The organism is Fibrobacter sp. UWB2, assembly GCF_002210425.1.
GTDB classification, from domain to species: domain Bacteria; phylum Fibrobacterota; class Fibrobacteria; order Fibrobacterales; family Fibrobacteraceae; genus Fibrobacter; species Fibrobacter elongatus.
On record NZ_MWQK01000003.1, the window covers coordinates 50683 to 69450 of the forward strand.

General features: G+C 40.9%; 11 protein-coding genes. 4 read left to right on the plus strand and 7 right to left on the minus strand.

All coding sequences use genetic code 11. From position 1 onward, the window contains the following. Positions 1-103 precede the first annotated feature (103 nt). The 7 genes from B7982_RS06415 to B7982_RS06445 all read right to left on the minus strand — a co-directional run bounded on the left by B7982_RS06415 (position 104) and on the right by B7982_RS06445 (position 14542). The gene (locus tag B7982_RS06415) at positions 104-1525 is read right to left on the minus strand and encodes an RNA-binding domain-containing protein (RefSeq protein ID WP_088660302.1); all 1422 of its coding nucleotides are present in this window, start codon (positions 1523-1525) and stop codon (positions 104-106) included. Positions 1526-1542: 17 nt separating this feature from the next. Continuing rightward, positions 1543-2382 (minus strand): DNA damage-inducible protein D, encoded by an 840-nt coding sequence (gene dinD / locus B7982_RS06420; RefSeq protein ID WP_088660050.1) that lies wholly within the window; start codon positions 2380-2382, stop codon positions 1543-1545. Positions 2383-2568: 186 nt separating this feature from the next. Further along, on the minus strand, positions 2569-3732 hold the full coding sequence (locus B7982_RS06425; protein ID WP_088660051.1) for a hypothetical protein: 1164 nt from the start codon (positions 3730-3732) through the stop codon (positions 2569-2571). 131 nt (positions 3733-3863) lie between these two features. Further along, entirely contained in the window at positions 3864-8372 is a 4509-nt protein-coding gene (locus B7982_RS06430) for a hypothetical protein (protein ID WP_088660052.1), read from the minus strand. Positions 8373-8388: 16 nt separating this feature from the next. Beyond that, the gene (locus tag B7982_RS15010) at positions 8389-9630 is read right to left on the minus strand and encodes a restriction endonuclease subunit S (protein WP_198953233.1); all 1242 of its coding nucleotides are present in this window, start codon (positions 9628-9630) and stop codon (positions 8389-8391) included. A gap of 28 nt (positions 9631-9658) precedes the next feature. Continuing rightward, positions 9659-11311, minus strand: coding sequence for an N-6 DNA methylase (locus tag B7982_RS06440; RefSeq protein WP_088660053.1), 1653 nt, complete (start codon positions 11309-11311; stop codon positions 9659-9661). Further along, positions 11312-14542, minus strand: coding sequence for a type I restriction endonuclease (locus B7982_RS06445; RefSeq protein WP_088660054.1), 3231 nt, complete (start codon positions 14540-14542; stop codon positions 11312-11314). A 353-nt stretch (positions 14543-14895) separates the two neighbouring features. Between B7982_RS06445 and B7982_RS06450 the strand changes: the two genes are divergently transcribed. The 4 genes from B7982_RS06450 to B7982_RS06465 all read left to right on the plus strand — a co-directional run bounded on the left by B7982_RS06450 (position 14896) and on the right by B7982_RS06465 (position 18711). Continuing rightward, positions 14896-15360, plus strand: a complete 465-nt coding sequence (locus B7982_RS06450; RefSeq protein WP_088660055.1) for a hypothetical protein — start codon at positions 14896-14898, stop codon at positions 15358-15360. An 11-nt stretch (positions 15361-15371) separates the two neighbouring features. Further along, the gene (locus B7982_RS06455; protein WP_158212975.1) at positions 15372-16025 is read left to right on the plus strand and encodes a restriction endonuclease subunit S; all 654 of its coding nucleotides are present in this window, start codon (positions 15372-15374) and stop codon (positions 16023-16025) included. Between the two features lie 4 nt (positions 16026-16029). Then, the gene (locus B7982_RS06460; protein ID WP_088660057.1) at positions 16030-17310 is read left to right on the plus strand and encodes an N-6 DNA methylase; all 1281 of its coding nucleotides are present in this window, start codon (positions 16030-16032) and stop codon (positions 17308-17310) included. Between the two features lie 297 nt (positions 17311-17607). Further along, positions 17608-18711 (plus strand): ORF6N domain-containing protein, encoded by a 1104-nt coding sequence (locus tag B7982_RS06465; RefSeq protein WP_088660058.1) that lies wholly within the window; start codon positions 17608-17610, stop codon positions 18709-18711. Positions 18712-18768 lie beyond the last annotated feature (57 nt).

The window sequence follows — 18768 nt, forward strand, 5'->3', positions numbered from 1 at the left end:
TAGAATAAAACTTATCATGCGTTCGCAGTTTACTTGTCGGCAGCTTGTCGGGTACTTGTCGGGTCAGCAAGATTCGGCTGAAGATTACTGGCGGAGCTGAGTTTCATCCTATCACTTCCCAATGACCGCCTTTATCGGGACCTATACGCTTCACAACGCCTTTTGCCTGTAACCTTGCAACGTTCTTTTCTATAGCTCTCGTTGTCAGCCGTAGAGATTCAGCCATCATTGGTATAGTAATTTCAGGGTTTTCTTTCATCATCTCAATAATTTTCACCGAACTTTTCACCGAACCTTTCACCGAACTTTTTACCGAACCTTCAGGATTATCAGAGTCTGCACCTTCATTCAACTCAAACGGAGTCACATTAATCCTGTTGAATGGAATCGTCACCACAATAAAATTCTTCTCTATCTTGATTGATTCCCGGCCATATGCCTCGACAATCTTCGGCACACCACGTCCCGACCGTTCGCTTAACCGCAGCTGCAAGAAAATTGAAGCTAGGATTTCATTGACAGGAATGCTCACGCCCTTGTAAAAGCCCTCCAAATCCTGCTCAAGACCAAGACCGCCATGCGAAAGAATCTCAATGCGGTCCGTAAAAACACTAATCATGGGCGCGTTCATTCCCAGCCACTTATTATGAATAAACGCGTTCAAGATTGCTTCGTGAAAAGCCTCATAATCAAAAAGAGGAACATCCTTCCGCTCGGAAATACGTCCCCGTTCATCCGCCTGGATGATATTGATTGCATCGCCGTATTCCAGAATTTTATCCATCGCATACAGAATACAGGAATTTCCGTATTCCTTTACCGAGAAAAGCGTATCAGCCTTGCTCTTGCCACTAAAAACGGAAACACGAATCGGGATGTCGTTTGCATCCGAAAGCAGCAACGCCATAATGTTGTAGCGCCCGTCAGCAGTCAAGAGCCTGAGCGACTTCTTGAAAGTTTCCTTTCGAAGTGCAACGCCCTTCGCCCCATAATACATAAACAGTTTTTCAAAAGTCAGTTCCTGCGCATAATCAGGAGCCGCCATACCGACAATCGTCGGAATGCCGTTAGACAAAATGTTCAAAAGACGAATCTCCCATTCAGGGAACTTCGAAAGTTTTTCCTTGCTTGAACCGATTCGGATAAAAGCTTGTGACAGGAACTTCGTTGGGACGGATTTCGCTGCAGGGACAGACAACAGAACAAGACGTTTGCCGTCAATCTGAACATTTTCAACATCAAAAGCAACGCTCGGCTTTAAATTTCTCGCGAGATAATGCTTGTAAGGCTCATGATTAACGTCCTTGTCAAAATTTACAGTCGTGCCAATGATTTCGTGCGTTGAGTTATGGATTCCCCACACGATATAACCAAATTCGCGGCCACACAATGCAGCCCCATTCGAAATCGCCGAAATGTACTCGCCGATTTCATCCTTTGAAAACCAGCTTTCCTTAAAGTCCAACCACTCGTATTCATGCGGAAGGGCTATCAAGCTCTTTATAAGGTTCTCTGATTTTGTCATAGGGCCTCCTGCGTTTTTCATTTCTTCGCAACGGCTTTCTTGCGCTCCTGTTTCAACTTTTGGGCACTGATTTTGGGCGTGGGGAGGTTTTCTGGCATTGTTCCGCCAAGTTCCGCAATCGTTTGGCGAACCTTCTTGCCTACGGCATAATGGGTTTCGTTTGCCCGTTCCTTCCCCTTGATGTTTTCACGACGGAGTTTGTCATCTGTCTGGGTGATGCGGAACAGGTTCGCAGCAAGTTCGGTGGCCCCCATGTGGTCCAAGATCTGTTCGTTTTTCTTGAGCCCCTTGCGCTTGTGAATATCCTTCATTCCCAACCCGTTGTAAAGTCCCTGGTAGCCACGATTTTGGAACACGGCGTAATCCACAGGCGTTTCAACACCGGCCGCCTTTGCAGAACTGGCAAGGAATTTGTTGCGAATGGTCACTTCGTCACGAATCGCCAGGCGTTTTTCGTCTTCCGAAAGCTGTGCCGCAGAGTCCGAAATTTCCTTCTGCCGGGTTTTAACAGCAAAATATGTTTGACCCAGGGCAATCACTTCTTTGCGGGGGTCTCCGTTCATCACAATCAGGTAACAAGCGTAACGCGAAAGCTTGATATCGGTGATTTCACGCTGGGCACCTTTAGCGAGGATTATCATTTTGCCGACGTCGGCAAAATGATCCTCAACATCCAACCCGCTGGCCTCACAGGCGGTTTTTGCACGGACAATCGATTCTTGAAAACGGCGCCACTGGGCATATTCAAGAGCCGTTTGCAGCTCCCTTGCATACCAGAATTCAGTTCCATTTTCGTCGGTGTGCTTGATATTCTCGAAAGTCTGCTGAGAATAAGTGACAATTTCTTTTTTAGCCATAGGGCCTCCTGTGTTTATTGTTTTTACTAGGAACGCCCTTGCAATACGGCAAAGCCAAATAAAGCAAAAGCGCATCATTCCTTTCTACGGAATGACGCGCATGAGTGTAATGCACCTAATATCGCAAAAGTTGGCAAGAGGGGCAAGAAAATTTTACATCTGGTTTTACTTTTGATTTGCACTTTATCACGGAAGCGTATAATAATCAAGAATCAGGTCAACCGCACTTGCATCTTTGAGGATTCGATTTTCGTAGCGTATTCGCTTGCTTCTTATTTGTTCCTTCGCTATTTTTTCTTTCTGTTTATATTCCTGTTGATACTGAAAATCCGTCATAAAAGGAGCGCGACGAATTACGATCTCGAGCATTGGCTCGGGTTCGTTTCTTTTTTCAAAATCCTTGAGATCCAAATACGTCGAAATCCTTAGACGGTTCTGAGGTGACAAGCCCATGGCCGTTGCATAGACTTTTGCTTCCCGAATGATTATGGCACCACGATCAATTCCTATAGATTCAAGATTATCCGGAATATAAGAGAAGCCCATGAAATAGACTCTCTGCGCATTTTTCAGGAATCCTTGATACATTCCTATTTCAGATTCACCGCGATTCGAACGTTTTTCCCAGACCGTCGCCATCCTCTTGGCAATTTCTTGATACTTGCCATTTTCTACAGCACCAAAGGGAATTTCCTCAAGAGAGCCGATAAAGCCATTGACATGGTGTATTTGCATTTCTTTTATGAAAGCATGAGCATCAGCATCTGCATATTGCTTGTCCGATGTCAGATACAAGAAGATGCAATACTCTAGAACGCGGTCATAATTAAAGGTAAGGAACACCGTTTGTTTCAGGATTTCGTCCCAGTTGGATTGCTGGTCTATCCGAGAAAGCAAATGCTGAATCCAGTCAATATTGCCAAGCCGTGACGCTTGTTCCGCCTTCAAGATCTCGTAAGCTATCAGACGTTTTCCAAAATCAGCTTCGTTTGATTTTTCCTGACTGAGGCGGTTCTTTAGAAACTCATCCGTCGAAACCATCATTGAATGACGAATACTTTGAGAAAAAGGAAGAACAATCCCATCCATCAATTGATTGTAGAAGTTTTCATGTTCAGTGTACGGTAAGACCCACGCATAATCTTTTCCGTATTGTCTTTTATTATCTGTACTTGAATAACCAAAATGCTCTTGATATAAATCAACTAGGAAAATATCAATTGAGTCGTTAGGGTCTCTAGGAAATTTTCTGCCGTAGTCGAAATTCTTCAACTTCTGCATCAGCATAGTGCCCGTAGGGAATCCATACAGGACACTGCAACCGGCACCTATGACAAAAACATCAGACATTAATCTTTACCTTGTTTCCTTTTGGGCTTTACTGTTCAGCAATATTGGTCATAGGTTTATTTTGGAGGGAAATGCCTTCCTCTCGCTCGCCCTACGTTGCTTGCAACCCATTCCTAACATTCATCATCTTTTCAACCAAAATACTCTTCAATTCTTTGGAACGGACTTTTAATTTCCCCATCTCTAAAGCACAAAGCCCATGATATAATCAAATCAATGGATCCCACTATATACGCTATAGGTTCTATTTTATCCCATCCAAATACAGGAATACAGATAATTAAAGCAACAACAGAAAGTATCATACAGGAAGTATAAAATCTCTTAATGTACAGACTAGGAATCGAACGAATCCAGCACTTTGTACTTTGATTATAATTTCCGTCTAAGGGATTATCATACAATTTCTGTTCAATTTCATCTAAAATATCTTGCAAGCCTTCCCAATGGTCTCCACTTTCCTTCCGTAATTCAATAATCCGCCCGATTCTCTTTTTTAGTACTTCATATCGTTTTACAGTAGTATTTTCTTTAATTACACAAAGAACCCAGTTGCCGAGAATCCTGCGTCTTTCAGTTGACATTTCAATTGAGTACTCATACAAACTGATAAATTTTTCAAAAAGTTTATCATCAAGTATTTCAATTTTATACAAAGAATGGCTCAAATAAGATTCAACTTTTGCACCACTTATATATTCATCTATTACACAACGAATAGCACACTCATCTCCTAAGTTTCTTAAGAGTTCTTGCTTTCGGGGACCTTCCAAGGTGCTTATTTTTTTTACAACATTCTTTTTTTGTTCAACCGATGCGTTTTCACAAAAATAATCAATCAAAGCATTATTCAATTCCAAAGACGATTCCTCTGATTTCATTACGAATTCTTCAAAAGGAACAAATGAGGCAATTTCGTCAGCTTTATTTAGTTTGATTGATCGCCAGAAGTGAGCTAAAGCATACTGAACCTCACGATTGTCAGTCTTCTCAGCTATCTCTGTTTTTGTTTGCTTTATAATAAAATCAACAGTATTTTCATTTTCAACTTCCGAAAGGAAATAAATTATCCCAGACCTAATGGAATCATATGCCACTTTTTCAAAGCACTTTATTGATACTCCAATCAATTCGGTCTTCGTAACACCACATTGTATTTCAAGCCATTCAAAAATCGATTTAAAAGTGAATACTCCCGGTTTAAGCTCATGTAAATCATGGTAAATATCCACACATATCACGAAATCTGTTACTTTATTTTTATCAAACCAATCCGGAATTTTCGAATCATAGAGCAAGGCTGCGTAATAAAGAAAAGGTTCCATCCAATTATTGCGATTTTGCACATCAAAAAAAGCCCCTGCAGACTGTTTGACAATTCCGGTTACTTCATTCCGCATTGATTCTTTTATTCGCTCAACAATATCACTATTGTCAGACAGGAACTGTTTTGCATCCTCAGTCTTTTTATCAAAGAGACAATAAATGTAAATATAGCGCCAAAAGATAGATTCAGACACAAAACACGCGTCTACTTCCTTATTTACAGCATCCTGATCAATCAAGTTTTCTTTTAAAAACTTTTTTCGTTTTATAAATTTAATCGCAAATTCAGAGAAAACATCTCTTATATATTTTTCTTCATAGGGCCACTTAATATTATGTTCAATAGTTTCCAGCGTCATCCCATGCAAAACATCCCAGGCACTACGATAATTACCACAGGAAATCATTTGCTCCACATACTTTAATATTCGACCGATTTCCTTCAGCAATTCATTCTTATCACAAATTATTCCGATTTCTTTAGCAAGCATTTCTTGCTTATCGTGTTCAAATTTTTCTATTGCAGCTATTCGTTGTGTTCTTTCTTCAACAAATACAGGATCCACAGTAGGAACATTTTCGACACAATAAGTCTTTAAAAGATGTTTTTCTTTTTGATAAGCAATATTTCTAACAATGAGTTTATGATTTCTGATGCAGATGCTTTTTATTTGTTCCAAAACCTCTTTAGAATATTCGACATTTCCATTATCCAACAATTCTATAATCACGGAACAATGATGCCAGGAGTTTTCTCCAGCGACAAATTGTTTATCTTCTAGGATTTTACGGAGCAGGGCTATTTTAGCATTTGCATTCAACTCGCCACAAAAAACATTCATCTTATCCTGGAACATGAAATGTCCCTCATCAAGGTATCGTTTTACAAAGCGATACAAATCACAGGAACAAGCGACATCAAACTTTTCAGCATTCTTATTTAAAAGAATCCACAAGCCATCAATAACATCATCTCGTTCTGTACTCCGGACTTTATATATGTTATCTTCTATGGGGGATTCATTGAATATGGCCAAAATTTCTTTGCACGCTAAATTAAGTCCCTTCAAACAGTTGCTAAAATCAACAACATCTTGATTAACATGAATTGGGTGGCCCTCATAATCATCATCAATGCTAGAAGGTACAAATCCAGCAGAGCCATTGTCGAATTGAGTATTTAAGATTTTTACAGCTAGTTCTTTCAGTAGATTTAACACTACCGGGTTCTTATGGAATAGATTAAAAATCACTAATTTTACTTCGAAATCTAATTCATCTCCAATAGTATAGAAGTCTTTAGGCGTTTGAGGCAAAATTGCTACAAGAAATGCAAGCCAATCACTTTTAGAAAAGCAATCAGCCCATCCATATTCCAAATACCAATACAAAACAATTTCAAAGGAAAGTAATCCGTCCAATTCCTTCGCTAAGGGATTATTCAAAAAGAATTTAATTACAGGTATTGACAGCTGTTTTAAAATCAATTGCTGTTCTGCATTCCAAATTTTTCGGTTGTGTAAGCCAAGCAAAATAATTGAATTTGCAAAAACAACTAAATTTTTCTTCTGAGGATTCTTTAGAAAAGTATCAACTTGTTTTCTATGATATTCAATCGCATCTGATTTAAATTCATCTGGAAGCAATTCGATTAGACTATCGGATAGCGAACCTATATTTACAAGAATATTATGGCTAGAACGAAAACGGAGATAATAAATGAGCGATTTGTTATTGTTGTATTCCTCAAGAATCTTCTTATAAAAGTCAAAACGATCTTTAGCAGGAAAAGTCACGTAATCTGTCAAAAGAACATATGCACTTGATTGCTTAGATAATTGATTAACGATTTTTTTATAAAGAGAGCTCTTGTTATTCAAGATATTTAGCAACATCGAAATCACAACAATCTCTTGAACTTTCGCCTTACCATTGGAAAGAAACAGTTTGCTTCTAATAACAGAAAAATTTTGGACGGAAAAATAAAGCGCTAAAAAATATTCGTAATAAATATTAGAAACAAAAGATAACTTACCTTCGTGTTCTTCAATGATGGACGACTTTAGGAAACATTCCGAGATATCGTCATTATTAAAACTTTCGAGAACATTCTTTTCAGAAAAATGACGAACACCTTTTAAATTCAACTGATAGCAGAAATCGGCTAAACAACTCTTCAGATTTTTAAAATCAATTTTTGATGATGAAGTTTGTCTCCCTGAGAGACCTTCTGCATAGTCTTTCCTTTTTTTATCGTCCTTTAGCTTACTTTCAATAATTGTTTCCACGAACAGCTTTAGGTTCTTAATTTCTTTATATTCATCCTGTAATGCACGACTTTTATAAAACGGAATGAATACTAAAGAGAAAAGAGGCGTGTCTAAATATCGAAAGTATAGTTTGCGATCATTCTCATCTTTTAAATTTATTTCAAAGGTCAGCCTTAATTCTTCGCAGAAGGAATCCTTGACAAATTCAAGGTCAAAAGACGCATCTCTTCCGGCAATCACAAATCTTACATTCGGATGAGAATTTTTTATAATCCCTATCTTTTTCTTAACCTTAACAGCATTGCATTCGGATAATTCATCAAAGCCGTCAAGAAAGACAATTGTATTGTCAACATCTAATGGAATGATTAAATCGTCCTGAAAATTTTTTAATTCAAAATAAATAGGATATGGGCAAAACTGATACTTTTTATGTTTATTCTTATCTGAAAAAATATTAATCAAGGAATTATAGGCATATTTCATTTCCGTTGACTTGCCTATGCCAGCAACACCCTTCACAATCAAATTTTTAAAACGTTTCCAATCAAGTTGTTCAATTTGCGCGAGTATATAATTCGACAAGACATGCTTTGAAAGAAAATTTTCTTTTTTCCCGTTAATCAGCTTAACATCAAAGAAGGAGTCTTCTTCTATGTCAATATCTTGTTGTGGGCAACATTCAAGCCTTTTGAGATACGCATTTTGCATTGTCACAAAAGGGTCTTGGAAACGACTTTCATGCGTCTGTTTCCATTCGCGAAGCAAACCTACAGGATATTTTTTAGGATTCTCATCAATGATTTTATTACAATCTCCACAAAGTAGAATCAAGTTTGCATAATCTCGACGCTCATCGTCAGTCATAGAAGCATCATAACGAGGCCCATTTGGACTAGCAGCACATATATGGGCTATTTCCCCAAGCTGCGTTCCATCTTTAATCAATTCTCTTTGGCAATCTGGATTTGCACACTTATTACCAGACAAAGCATATAACTTTTTAATTGTATTTAGAGTAATATTACGTGCTTGATTTGCCATGAAGATTCTCTTATTATTATACCTCGATTTGGCCGGTCATGAGGAGCGGGAGGAGGGTGTTGCGTTGGGTGGTTAAGGCTTCGATTTGTTTTGTGTTTACTAATTGTTTTTCAAACAATGGTTTAATTGAAGAATTGAACGCGTCTAATGTTTTTTTGTCAGGAACAATAACCGGAAAAGAAGTCAAACTTCCCCTAGAAACTTCTTTAAATGTTGTTCCCGAACCAAGTTGTTCAATTTTTTTCATATTTGTCAACAAATAGTAATACAAATATTCTGTATAATCATCTGATTTTGGAACAAATGTTTTGAAACCTTGATTAGTACACAATTCGCATTTCGCAATTGAGACTAAACCGATGGGAGCTCTGCTTGACATTAAAATTGAATTAACAGGAACGAGAGTCGTACTGCAAGAATCATATCCTTTTTGTGATATAGTTCTTTCACCAAAATAAACGAATTTACTTTTTTGATCGGACAAATCTTTAGGTGTAATCCACACAATACCACCATCAAAATTACCTTCTTCCGCAGTTGACGGAGTTGCTCCATTTACAACCTCCGCCAACTCACTCATATTTTTCACTTCCCAATTTGTGGGGATGTTGCGGTTGAGGGTTTTGTTGTAAGTGGTTTGGTGGCCGGCGCATTGGAGGAAGGTGTAGTCGTAGATTGTTTTGGCGGTTTGTTCCAGCACGCGATTCTGGGCACGGAGATTTTCAATGCGTTTGTCAAGAGTAGAAAGCATGTCTCCTATTTTCTTTTGAACATTCAAACTAGGCAACATGATTGGCATATCTTCCATCGTCGATACTGCAAGAGTGAATCGCATTCCACTTCCGGTTGCATTCAGCTCAAAATACTTTTTAATGTAATCGGAACTCACAAATGCGTTCAAATACTTGCCGTAAACAATTTTCTCATTTGGCTTTGCCAAAGCACAATGGTAGCCAAGAACAACATCATCAAAATCATCGGCGATGTAAGTCGAAATGCCTATATCATCACGAGTTTCGCTATCTTTAGTAAACGCAACAAAGCCCTTCTTTAAAGAAAGTTTATTTACGTTGTTATCACTTGCGGATGCGACCATAAACGAATCATAATCCGACTGTTTAATTGCCCAATTGTGGTAAACATCGGTAAAATTACAAAGCCTTACAATCTTTTCGCCCGGCTTTGTTTTCTTGTCAACACTACTGATTACAATTTCAGCAATATCTGCCAATCGATATTTCTTCATTTCCACAGTCATACAATTTCTCTTTCGACTAGCGCGGGTCTTAAATCTTCATTCCCTTAAGGTTCTTGAGAATCTGATTGTCAAGTTCTACGCCCTGGGCAGAAAGTGTTTCCAGTTCCTTGGCAAAGCCCTTTATCTTGGCCTTGAATTCTTCGGGGGTAATCTCTACGTATTCCACCTTGATATCAAAGTATTGGCCTGCGCTCAGGCTGTAGCCCTTTTCCCTGATATCCTTGTATGTCACGGCAACAGAGAAATCTTCCACCGTCTTCTTTTTGCGGAAGGTGGTTACAATTTTCTCGATTTCTTCGGTGCGTAAGCGACGCTTCTGGTTGTTGCCCTCCTTGTATTCTTCACCAAGTTTGCTGGCGTCAATCAAAATCACCTTGTCGGAATCTTTCTTGGGCGATTTGTCGAAGAACAGCACAGAAACGTTGGTTCCGGTGTTCGCAAACACGTTACTCGGCATGCTGACCACGCCACTAACGATATGCTTGTCGGTAATGTATTCCAGAATTTTCTTTTCAACACCGGACTTGCTGGTAATAAAGCCCGTAGGGATAACGATTGCCCCCTTGCCTTCGGCCTTTATGGAATTAATCACGTGCTGGATAAAGCAGGTGTAAATGGCCATCTTGGGTTTGTTGGGGTCAACCTTCTTTACCTTGTTGGGGATACCGGCCCAAAAGCGGACACTGTCTGCCGCCAGGGTGTCGGAATACTCAGGGAAATCAAGCTTAAACGGAGGATTGCTTACCACAAAGTCAAACTTCTTGAGGCTTCCATCCTTTTCTACATGGGCGGGTTCCAAAAGGGTATTCCCCTGCACCACATTAGGCAAACTTCCCACCAGATTGTTCAAAATTAAATTCAGTCGCAGCATTTCGCTGGACTTGTCCGAAATATCCTGGCTGTAAATGGAGCAGCGGTCCTCGCCCACCTGGTGCGCAAGCGCCATAAGGAGCGTGCCGGTACCAGCACTGGGGTCGTAACAGGTTGCGCCCTTGTATTCGGTTTCGGGATCCACCAAAAGCTGAGCCATCACCTGGGCAATTGCTCGGGGAGTAAAGTATTCCGCATACTTACCGCCACCGGCATTGTTGTAATCCTTAATCAGGTATTCAAAAATGCCGCTGAAAAAGTCATACTTTTCGTTAAAAACTTCTTCAAAGTTAAATTCCGCGATGTTCTTTACCAACGCCTTGGCAAAATCATCGCGCTTACCAATGTCAGTGACATAGGGCGTAACGGCAGCAAAGATATTCACCTTCGCCTTTCCCGAAGTCACCACCGAAAACTGGTCCTGGTTATAGGTCGCGATATCAACCAAAGTGGAATCTAGCAACGCCGAAAAATCGCCATGAGTCGAAGCATTGTATAAATGGCTCAAGGTCTGATGCGGCTTAATTAAGGGAACGCCACCGCCCATGTAAGAGAACAAATCCTCGACTTCTTCGTCGGTAAAGGAATCGTATTCAACATCCCACTTTTCAGCTTTGCTCAAGCGCTTTTTGTAAGGAGTCTTTTGGTTCTTGGCTTCAAAGGCAAACTTGTCGTTAAAGAACTTGTAAAGGAAAATCTCTGTGATTATCTTGTATTCGTTGCCGCCATTTGCAAGGCCATACGCACCCGTCGTACTTTTAAGGGAATCAATAAGGGCTATGGTTTTGGCTTTGAGATCTTCGGTGTTCATTTACACTCCATAACTATTATACTGATTGATGTATTCATTAGAGATCAGGTTGCTAATGAATTTGCGGTCATCAAGACTCGCGGTCAAATCAAGGTCCATGAACTTGTGGCTTACGCAACCCAAAATGTCCTTACGGAGTTTGTCCTCGTTTTCCACAATTCCCGGATTCTTTTCAAACAGGTCGTCGGCAGAGTCCTTGATTTCAATAAGGCTTTTCTGAATTTCGAATTCTTCCTTAGAAAGCAAGGGTCTTTCTTTCTTATCGCTTTGGGCACGCACTTCATTTGCTTCTACAATTCGCTTATGAATGCGGACAAATTTCTCATCGTCCTTGTAATGGGACTTTAGCGCGCGATTCTTGCGATTGATTTCCTTGATTTTAGACATTACGTCTTTCAGGTAGAAAATGCTGCCTTCGGCTTCAGTTTTGTCTTTAGGAATATAGCCGTGTTCCCTGAAATACTTTCTGAATTCTTCAATAAGGTTGACAAACTTGTCTTCTTTCTTATCGAAGTTGGCATCAAATTCGGCACGGACCTTTTCGGCTTCTTCCCTAAGGCTATTAATGATAATCTTGAGTTCTTCTGAAATGCCCTTGCGGAATTCAAAATCCAGACTATCAAGAATCGTATTGATTATGCCCGACACATCTTCGCTATGGTCGTTGCCTTCCTTGAAGTTAATGGCCGCAATGCGGCGTTCTACTTCACGCAACAAAACGGGAATGCCGCCGGGCAGCATGTTCTTATACTTGTCCTGCAGTTCAACGTTCCCGCTAGAACGGATTCTGTTGCCCAGGCCCTTTGCATCTTCAAGAATTTTACGAAGGTGGTACAGAGGTTCCTTGTCTTCAATTCCATCAATGACTTCGCGGAATTCCTCGTAATTCTCGGTAGGGAAATTCCACAAGAAATCTGTCAGTTCCTTAATCTGCTGCTTGACTTCTTCGGGATTTTCAATAATCACCTGGCCCGGGTCAGCGGAAAGTTCCAAGCCAGAATCTTCCGTAGTCTTGTTTAGTTCCCGCAGGTAACGGTCATTGGTGGCATCAAAGTTTTCCTTGATGTCAACAAAGTCCACCACGTAGCCGTATTTGAAATCTTTATATGGACGATTGACACGAGTCAGCGCCTGCAACAAATCGTGACCATCGAGTTTGCGACCAAGATACAACTTTTTCAAACGGTTTGCGTCAAAACCCGTAAGCAACATTTTATTGACAATCAAAAAGTCCGTCGTCATGTTCTTCTTGTAGTCAACAATGTATTCCTTGCGTTCCTTCTTGTCTCCTTCATCATGGAGAATCAGGGACGCCTTCAACGGTTTTTCAAAGAAAGAAGCGTTGTAATGCATCAGTTTTTCTGCCGCCATGTTTGCGACTTCTTCTTTCTTTTTCTCAATGACACTTAATGCAAAATTGTAGCGTTCGTTCCACAACTCAAAAAGTTTGCGGGCCTGGTCGTTAGTTTTGCAAACAATCATCGCACCAATAGACTTGTCGTCACATTCAACGCGGAAAGAGGTAAAATCATCAATGATATAATCCAGCAAGGCGTTCAAATACTTAGGATGCTCAATGATTTTATCCTTATCGATATCGCTCTTTTTGACTTGAATCTGGTTTGCCGAATTGTTTTCAAGTTCATCAAGAATCCCCTGCAAAGTTTCTTTGTAGTGGGTTTCAATGGGTTCACGCATCAACTTAAGCGTGTAACCGTCCGCAATTGACTTGTCGTAATAGTAGGTGTGAATGTAATCGCCAAACACGCGCCAGGATTCACGTTCTTCACGAAGCAGCGGAGTGCCCGTAAGGGCGAGCTTTATTGCATGTTTGTCGGCACTCAAAAGGTTTGCAAGGAACGCTCCTTCGGGATTGTAGCCTCGGTGAGCCTCGTCAATAAAGAATATTCGTTGCAGGTTTGTGTTGTAGCCCGCAGAAATATCTACCGGGGCCTTGTCTTCGGCAAATTTCTGGATATTCACCACGGTGATTTCCAGCCTACCGTCGGCACTTTTTACCAGCTGCGTATTCTTGATATCTGCCATGAGTTGTGCGCGGTCTTCTACAGTCTGCACAACAAGTCCACGAGCGGCAAACTCGTCGCACGCCTGTTCCATCAGGTCAATTCTATCCACGATGAAATAGAACTTGGCGGGAATAGACTTTTTCGCAAAATAGTCAGTAAGACTCTTTACAGAGTAATAGGCCAAGGCAGTCTTGCCGGAGCCCTGCGTATGCCAGATAATTCCACTCTTTATGCCTTCATCCAGTTTTTTACGGATGGCAAAAGAAGCGAAAAGTTGCTGGTAACGCATTACATGTTTTTCAAGCGTTTTAATCTTTTCGCCGTCGTCTTTTTCGACAGTCTTTTCTACATAGGCAAAACCATAACGAAGCAGGAACAAGAAACGTTCCTTGCTCAGCAACGAAGTCAGAATGCGGTTCGTGGGAGTAGTCACCTTGCAATTCGTAGCATACTCCGGATGGCTTTTGAGAGAAAGACAATTTCTGTGCTTAAGAATCAGTTTTTCTGTATCTTTCGAAACTTCCCGATACGGATACTTGGGGCCGAACTTTTCGTCTTCTTCGCGGAACACATTGAAAAACGCTTTCTGCTTACCAATGCAGGCGTAGAACGCTCCCTGAACAGGAACACGATTCGCATTGTCGTATTCCTGATTATTGCTGAAAATCATCAGCTGGGTAATGTTCAAAAAGCGCCTGAAACTTTTATTGGGCAAACGTTTCTGGTTTGTGCGGCATTGCTCTGCAACAATGCCTTCCGCATTATTCGGCTTTTTCACTTCGATAAAAGCCAATGGCAAACCGTTCACAAAGCATGTAATGTCAGGGCGGAAACTATCACCCGTCTCCTGATTCTCGCAAGGAAGTTCCGTCGTCACAAGCCAAGTATTGTTCTCCGGATTTTCGAAATCAATCAGCTTGATTCCAGAATTCGAAGAAAGCACCTGGTAAAACTCACGACCAAGATCGTCGCTGCCAAGCTTGCTCAACGCAAACTTCGCAAAAATTTGAAGATCATGGAGCTTTTGCTCCGGATTTAAACGAACAAGGGCTTTAAGGAATTCATCAGTAAGCACATTGTTGTTCTTATCAAGCCTACCTACAGACGTTCCCTCGCCACATTCAGCAAAATAAGTGTAACCCAAACGGCACAAATGAAGGGCCGCAGGAACCTGAACTCTAGTACATTCGTTAAATCCAGCCATAATCAATAGTCACTCAACTCGAAAAAAGGGTCTGACCAAGAGGACAAACCTTATGTTGACAATATACCTTAATAAAATGGAGGTTAAATTCAATCTTTCGTGGAATGAAGCGTTTTTAGGAAAAAACTCACTCTGACATCAGTTTTCGGACGTAACAGACGCCAATAAGTAAAATTATTTTAACTAAATGCTATTTTTGGCTTAAAAACGGCAAACCATCCGCTATTGTTCAAAATTTTTGAACATTTTTATTAAATCACTATTGACTCACGCTTTTCGATATTGTATATTTGAACATAGAAAATAAATCAAAATTCAAACACAACAACATCAGTAAATCACGAGGCACCGCCATGAAAAACAACATCCTTAAGTTAGAAATGTTCGAAGCCGTATGCAAGTGCGGCCACGTCGGGAAATCGCATTACGTAATCATCAGTTTTCCCTTGATGGCGCAGTCCAAGAAAGACGCCGCCAGAATCGCTCGCGGGATGCCGCGCGTAAAGCACGACCACCAAGATGCCATTTTGAACGTTTTCAAGATTGACCAGAAGCGCTACTTTGAACTGCTTGAAATCAACGACCGCGACCCCTATCTTCATTGCACCTGCATTCAAGACCAAAACGCAATTGACCTGTCCAGCCGATTAATGGACGAAGACCGTTCAAATCATTACACTTCTCGCAAAGAAGAAAACAAAAATTCGTTCTATTGCAACAAGCAAAAAATCCGCAACCAGAAAAAATACATGACTCGTTACTACGACTTTGAGAAAATCAGCAACTACAACACCATTGAATACAACGACATTGCATAATGGAGACACCCATGACGAAAAAAAGATTAGGCGACATTTCTAAAATTACCGGCGGCCAAATCACTTCCAGGCTGGAAAAGAAAGAAATCGACGATCTCTTTGAGATTGTACGCGAATCCGACAAGCCAAAGATTACATGCGAAGCTCTTGTTCTTGTACCCAGAGCAATTTCGAATGGTTTTGTGGACAAATCTTCTTTGATGAAAATCGTTTGCGAAAAAGAAACCAAGAAAGAACTCGATGCGACGGACTTGACTTCATTCGTTGACGAAAGCAAAATTACGAAAGCAGACACTTTGGTTTTGAAGTTGTCCACGCCGTACGACGCCTGCGTTATCACGAAAGATGACGAGAACCTGATTGTCTCATCTTTCTGCGCATCCCTGACGCTTACGGATAAAGACGTCGACTTGCTTTATGTCCTCGCCTTTTTGAATTCAAAATTGTATCAAGACCAAATCAAGGACCTCGCAGCAGGTTCCGCAATTCCCTTAATTTCTGTAGGAGCAATCGAAAATGTACAGATTCCTCTTCCGTCTAAAGAGGAACAAGAACAAATTGGAAAGGATTTCATAAACACTATGAAAAAAATCAAACTTATTAATAAAGTCATCGCTTTGGAAAGCGAAAAAATGAACTCTATTTTCTACGGAATGGAGGGATAAGGCTATGAATAAAAATGAAATTTTTTTGGATGATTTTATAAACTACGCCACATATGCATACGGCGATGACGAACCGTATATTACATACGCAGGAGCGAAAAAGACTTTAATCGGTTTTCTCTTTCTTTATATAATAAATGAACAGCTTGAGTTTGCGAATTTCAAAAATACAGACGATTACCTGAAGTTACATAGTTACTTGAGCAAAATCTTCTCTTCGGGAAATTTCAATGATGATGTTTTGAAAGAAATTTCTAATTTGTTTGAGAAGAATTTTGAACTCCCTTCTGGTATTCTCGAAATAGAGTCATTAAAAAATTATTTGCATCACGGGTTGATGATATTTAAAGAGAACCTCAATTTAGGCAACCTGCCTCCGGACATAGACTGTTCTTCAGTCCTGAAAGATTTAATTTCCCGTCCTCAAACGAGCAGGGACTCCGCCAACACCTATCTTTATTACACAAACGAAAGTCTTCAACAATTAGCAGCAGGAATCCTGAAAGTCAAGAACAATGAAACATTTATGGATTGTTGTTGCGGAATGTTTTCTTCAGCCCTCTACAACGACGCAGCAAATTACATCGGCGTTGAATTGGACAAAGAAATTGCCGGCATCGCGGCAATGATCCTGATTATGGCCAAGAAGAAATTTAACATCAAACACGAAAACTTCTTGGATTACAAAGATGAAAATGTCGCAGACAAGATTCTTGCCGATATTCCCTGCGGCACAGGAACGCCCCAAACGGAGAATCGTCCTTACGGCAAAAATACCGAAGCTTATTGTATTGAGAACGTTGTCAACGCTCTTAAAGATGGCGGCAAAGCTGTAGTTGTCTGCTTTGGGTCAATTTTGAGCAAACAGGATTCTTCAAAAAAATTGCGCGAGGCTCTTACGAAGGATCACTTGCAAGCAGTAGTCGCTTTGCCCCCGATGAGCAACGGCACAAAATCCAACACCAATTTGATTGTTCTGCAAAAAAATTGCCATGCCAAGGAAATCAAGTTCATCAACGCATCGAATCTTGACATCAAGAACAAGAACAGATTGACTCTTGATGAATCGGACATCTCGGATATCATTGCATGTCTTAACGGCGAGAACACAAAGTGTTTATTCAAGGACATCCCTGTTGAAGACATTTTGAATTCCGACAGCATTTCCTGGACCCCGAACAACTATGTAAAGGGAGAAGAGAAAAGCAAGGGACGTTCCATCGAAGAAATTGACAATGACTTGAACGAGTCCTACAAGGAACTTAAAGACTTGTTTCTCGATTAGTTTGTGTTGTTGTTGCTCATAGCAAAAGCGTTCGCCGTTGGCGAACGTTTTTTCTTTACCAGTTGGGGCGTTGCGGGGTGTCCCCGCTAGAAGGGGAAGCGGCCCTTCGGCAAGCTCAGGGACCTTGGGACCTGTGGTTGGCGAAGGAAAGCGAGGGGGAGACTTCCCCCATCAAAATAATTTTCAGAAGAAATCGCGCAGGTCTATTGACAAACTGAATGCACGAATCTATATTATAGTGCACAAGTGTATAATCTTTGGTATTTTTTTTTCGCTTGTATGCCAGAGGAGTTAACGATGAAAAAAGATGTTGCGGCTAGTGCCGCTGAGGCCGTTGCGCCGAAAAAGCCTGAATTTTCCCTGATAGATGAGAACCTGCTCAAATCGCGAATATACACCATCCGCGGAGTAAAGGTCATGCTCGATGCCGATTTGGCGGAAATTTACGGGTATGAAACTCGAAAATTTAATGAACAGGTAAAAAATAATATCGAAAAATTTGATGAAGATTTTCGCTTTCAGCTGACTTCAGAAGAATTTGAAAACTTGAAGTCCAAAATTTGGACTTCAAACTGCGGAAATTCGTTGAAATTCGACAATTTTTATAAAAAAGGAAACTTGATGTCCAAAAATCGGATATCAAGTTGGGGTGGCGTTCGAAAAATGCCATTCGCCTTCACAGAACAAGGCATCTACATGCTTATGACGGTGCTCAAAGGCGAACAGGCGACAGCACAGAGCAAGGCCCTCATCCGCCTTTTCAAGCAAATGAAGGACTACATTGCGGCAGAGAATGCACCGAATGTTTCTGCTAGAATGGTTGCATTGGCGACGCAGACAAGTCAAAACACGCGGGATATCGCCGAAATCGCCACGGACGTCCGCACTCTTTCTAACAAGGTGGAGCGGAACGAGAGTTTTCTCCAAAAAGTCATGGCGAATTTCATCGACCCAAGCACCTTCAAGCACATCCTGATTCTGAACGGGCAGCGGTTAGAAGCCGATGTTGCCTACACGCAGATTTATGGCATGGCGAAGAAGTCGGTACTGATCGTAGATGACTACCTAAATGTAAAGACTCTTGATTTGTTGCGGTGCGTAGCGAAGGGCATTTCTATCAAGATTTTCAGCGAACAGCACGGAAGGACCTGCCTGACCGATAGCATGCTAGCAGATTTCAGAGTCGCCCGTCCGGATGTAGAACTTGGCGATGTTCGCGCCACGGGGAACGTATTCCACGACAGGTATATTTACCTGGATTTCGGAACCGCCAACGAGAAGCTTTTCCACTGCGGGGCTTCAAGCAAGGATGCCGGCAACAAGATTACGACCATTATGCAACTTGAAAATATCACAGGATACCGCCCACTGTTCGAGAAGTTATTGCAAGATGAAAAATGAGGTCACTCATGAGAACAAAAAAATCCCAGCCTTTGCGGCCGGGATTAACAAAGCTCT

What these genes read in the sequence shown, in the direction of transcription:
- B7982_RS06425 (WP_088660051.1), bottom strand. Translation starts at nt 3,732, where the DNA reads ATGTCTGATGTTTTTGTCATAGGTGCCGGTTGCAGTGTCCTGTATGGA.
- dinD (WP_088660050.1), bottom strand. Translation starts at nt 2,382, where the DNA reads ATGGCTAAAAAAGAAATTGTCACTTATTCTCAGCAGACTTTCGAGAAT.
- B7982_RS06430 (WP_088660052.1), bottom strand. Translation starts at nt 8,372, where the DNA reads ATGGCAAATCAAGCACGTAATATTACTCTAAATACAATTAAAAAGTTA.
- B7982_RS06460 (WP_088660057.1), top strand. Translation starts at nt 16,030, where the DNA reads ATGAATAAAAATGAAATTTTTTTGGATGATTTTATAAACTACGCCACA.
- B7982_RS06450 (WP_088660055.1), top strand. Translation starts at nt 14,896, where the DNA reads ATGAAAAACAACATCCTTAAGTTAGAAATGTTCGAAGCCGTATGCAAG.
- B7982_RS06445 (WP_088660054.1), bottom strand. Translation starts at nt 14,542, where the DNA reads ATGGCTGGATTTAACGAATGTACTAGAGTTCAGGTTCCTGCGGCCCTT.
- B7982_RS06415 (WP_088660302.1), bottom strand. Translation starts at nt 1,525, where the DNA reads ATGACAAAATCAGAGAACCTTATAAAGAGCTTGATAGCCCTTCCGCAT.
- B7982_RS06440 (WP_088660053.1), bottom strand. Translation starts at nt 11,311, where the DNA reads ATGAACACCGAAGATCTCAAAGCCAAAACCATAGCCCTTATTGATTCC.
- B7982_RS15010 (WP_198953233.1), bottom strand. Translation starts at nt 9,630, where the DNA reads ATGACTGTGGAAATGAAGAAATATCGATTGGCAGATATTGCTGAAATT.
- B7982_RS06455 (WP_158212975.1), top strand. Translation starts at nt 15,372, where the DNA reads ATGACGAAAAAAAGATTAGGCGACATTTCTAAAATTACCGGCGGCCAA.
- B7982_RS06465 (WP_088660058.1), top strand. Translation starts at nt 17,608, where the DNA reads ATGAAAAAAGATGTTGCGGCTAGTGCCGCTGAGGCCGTTGCGCCGAAA.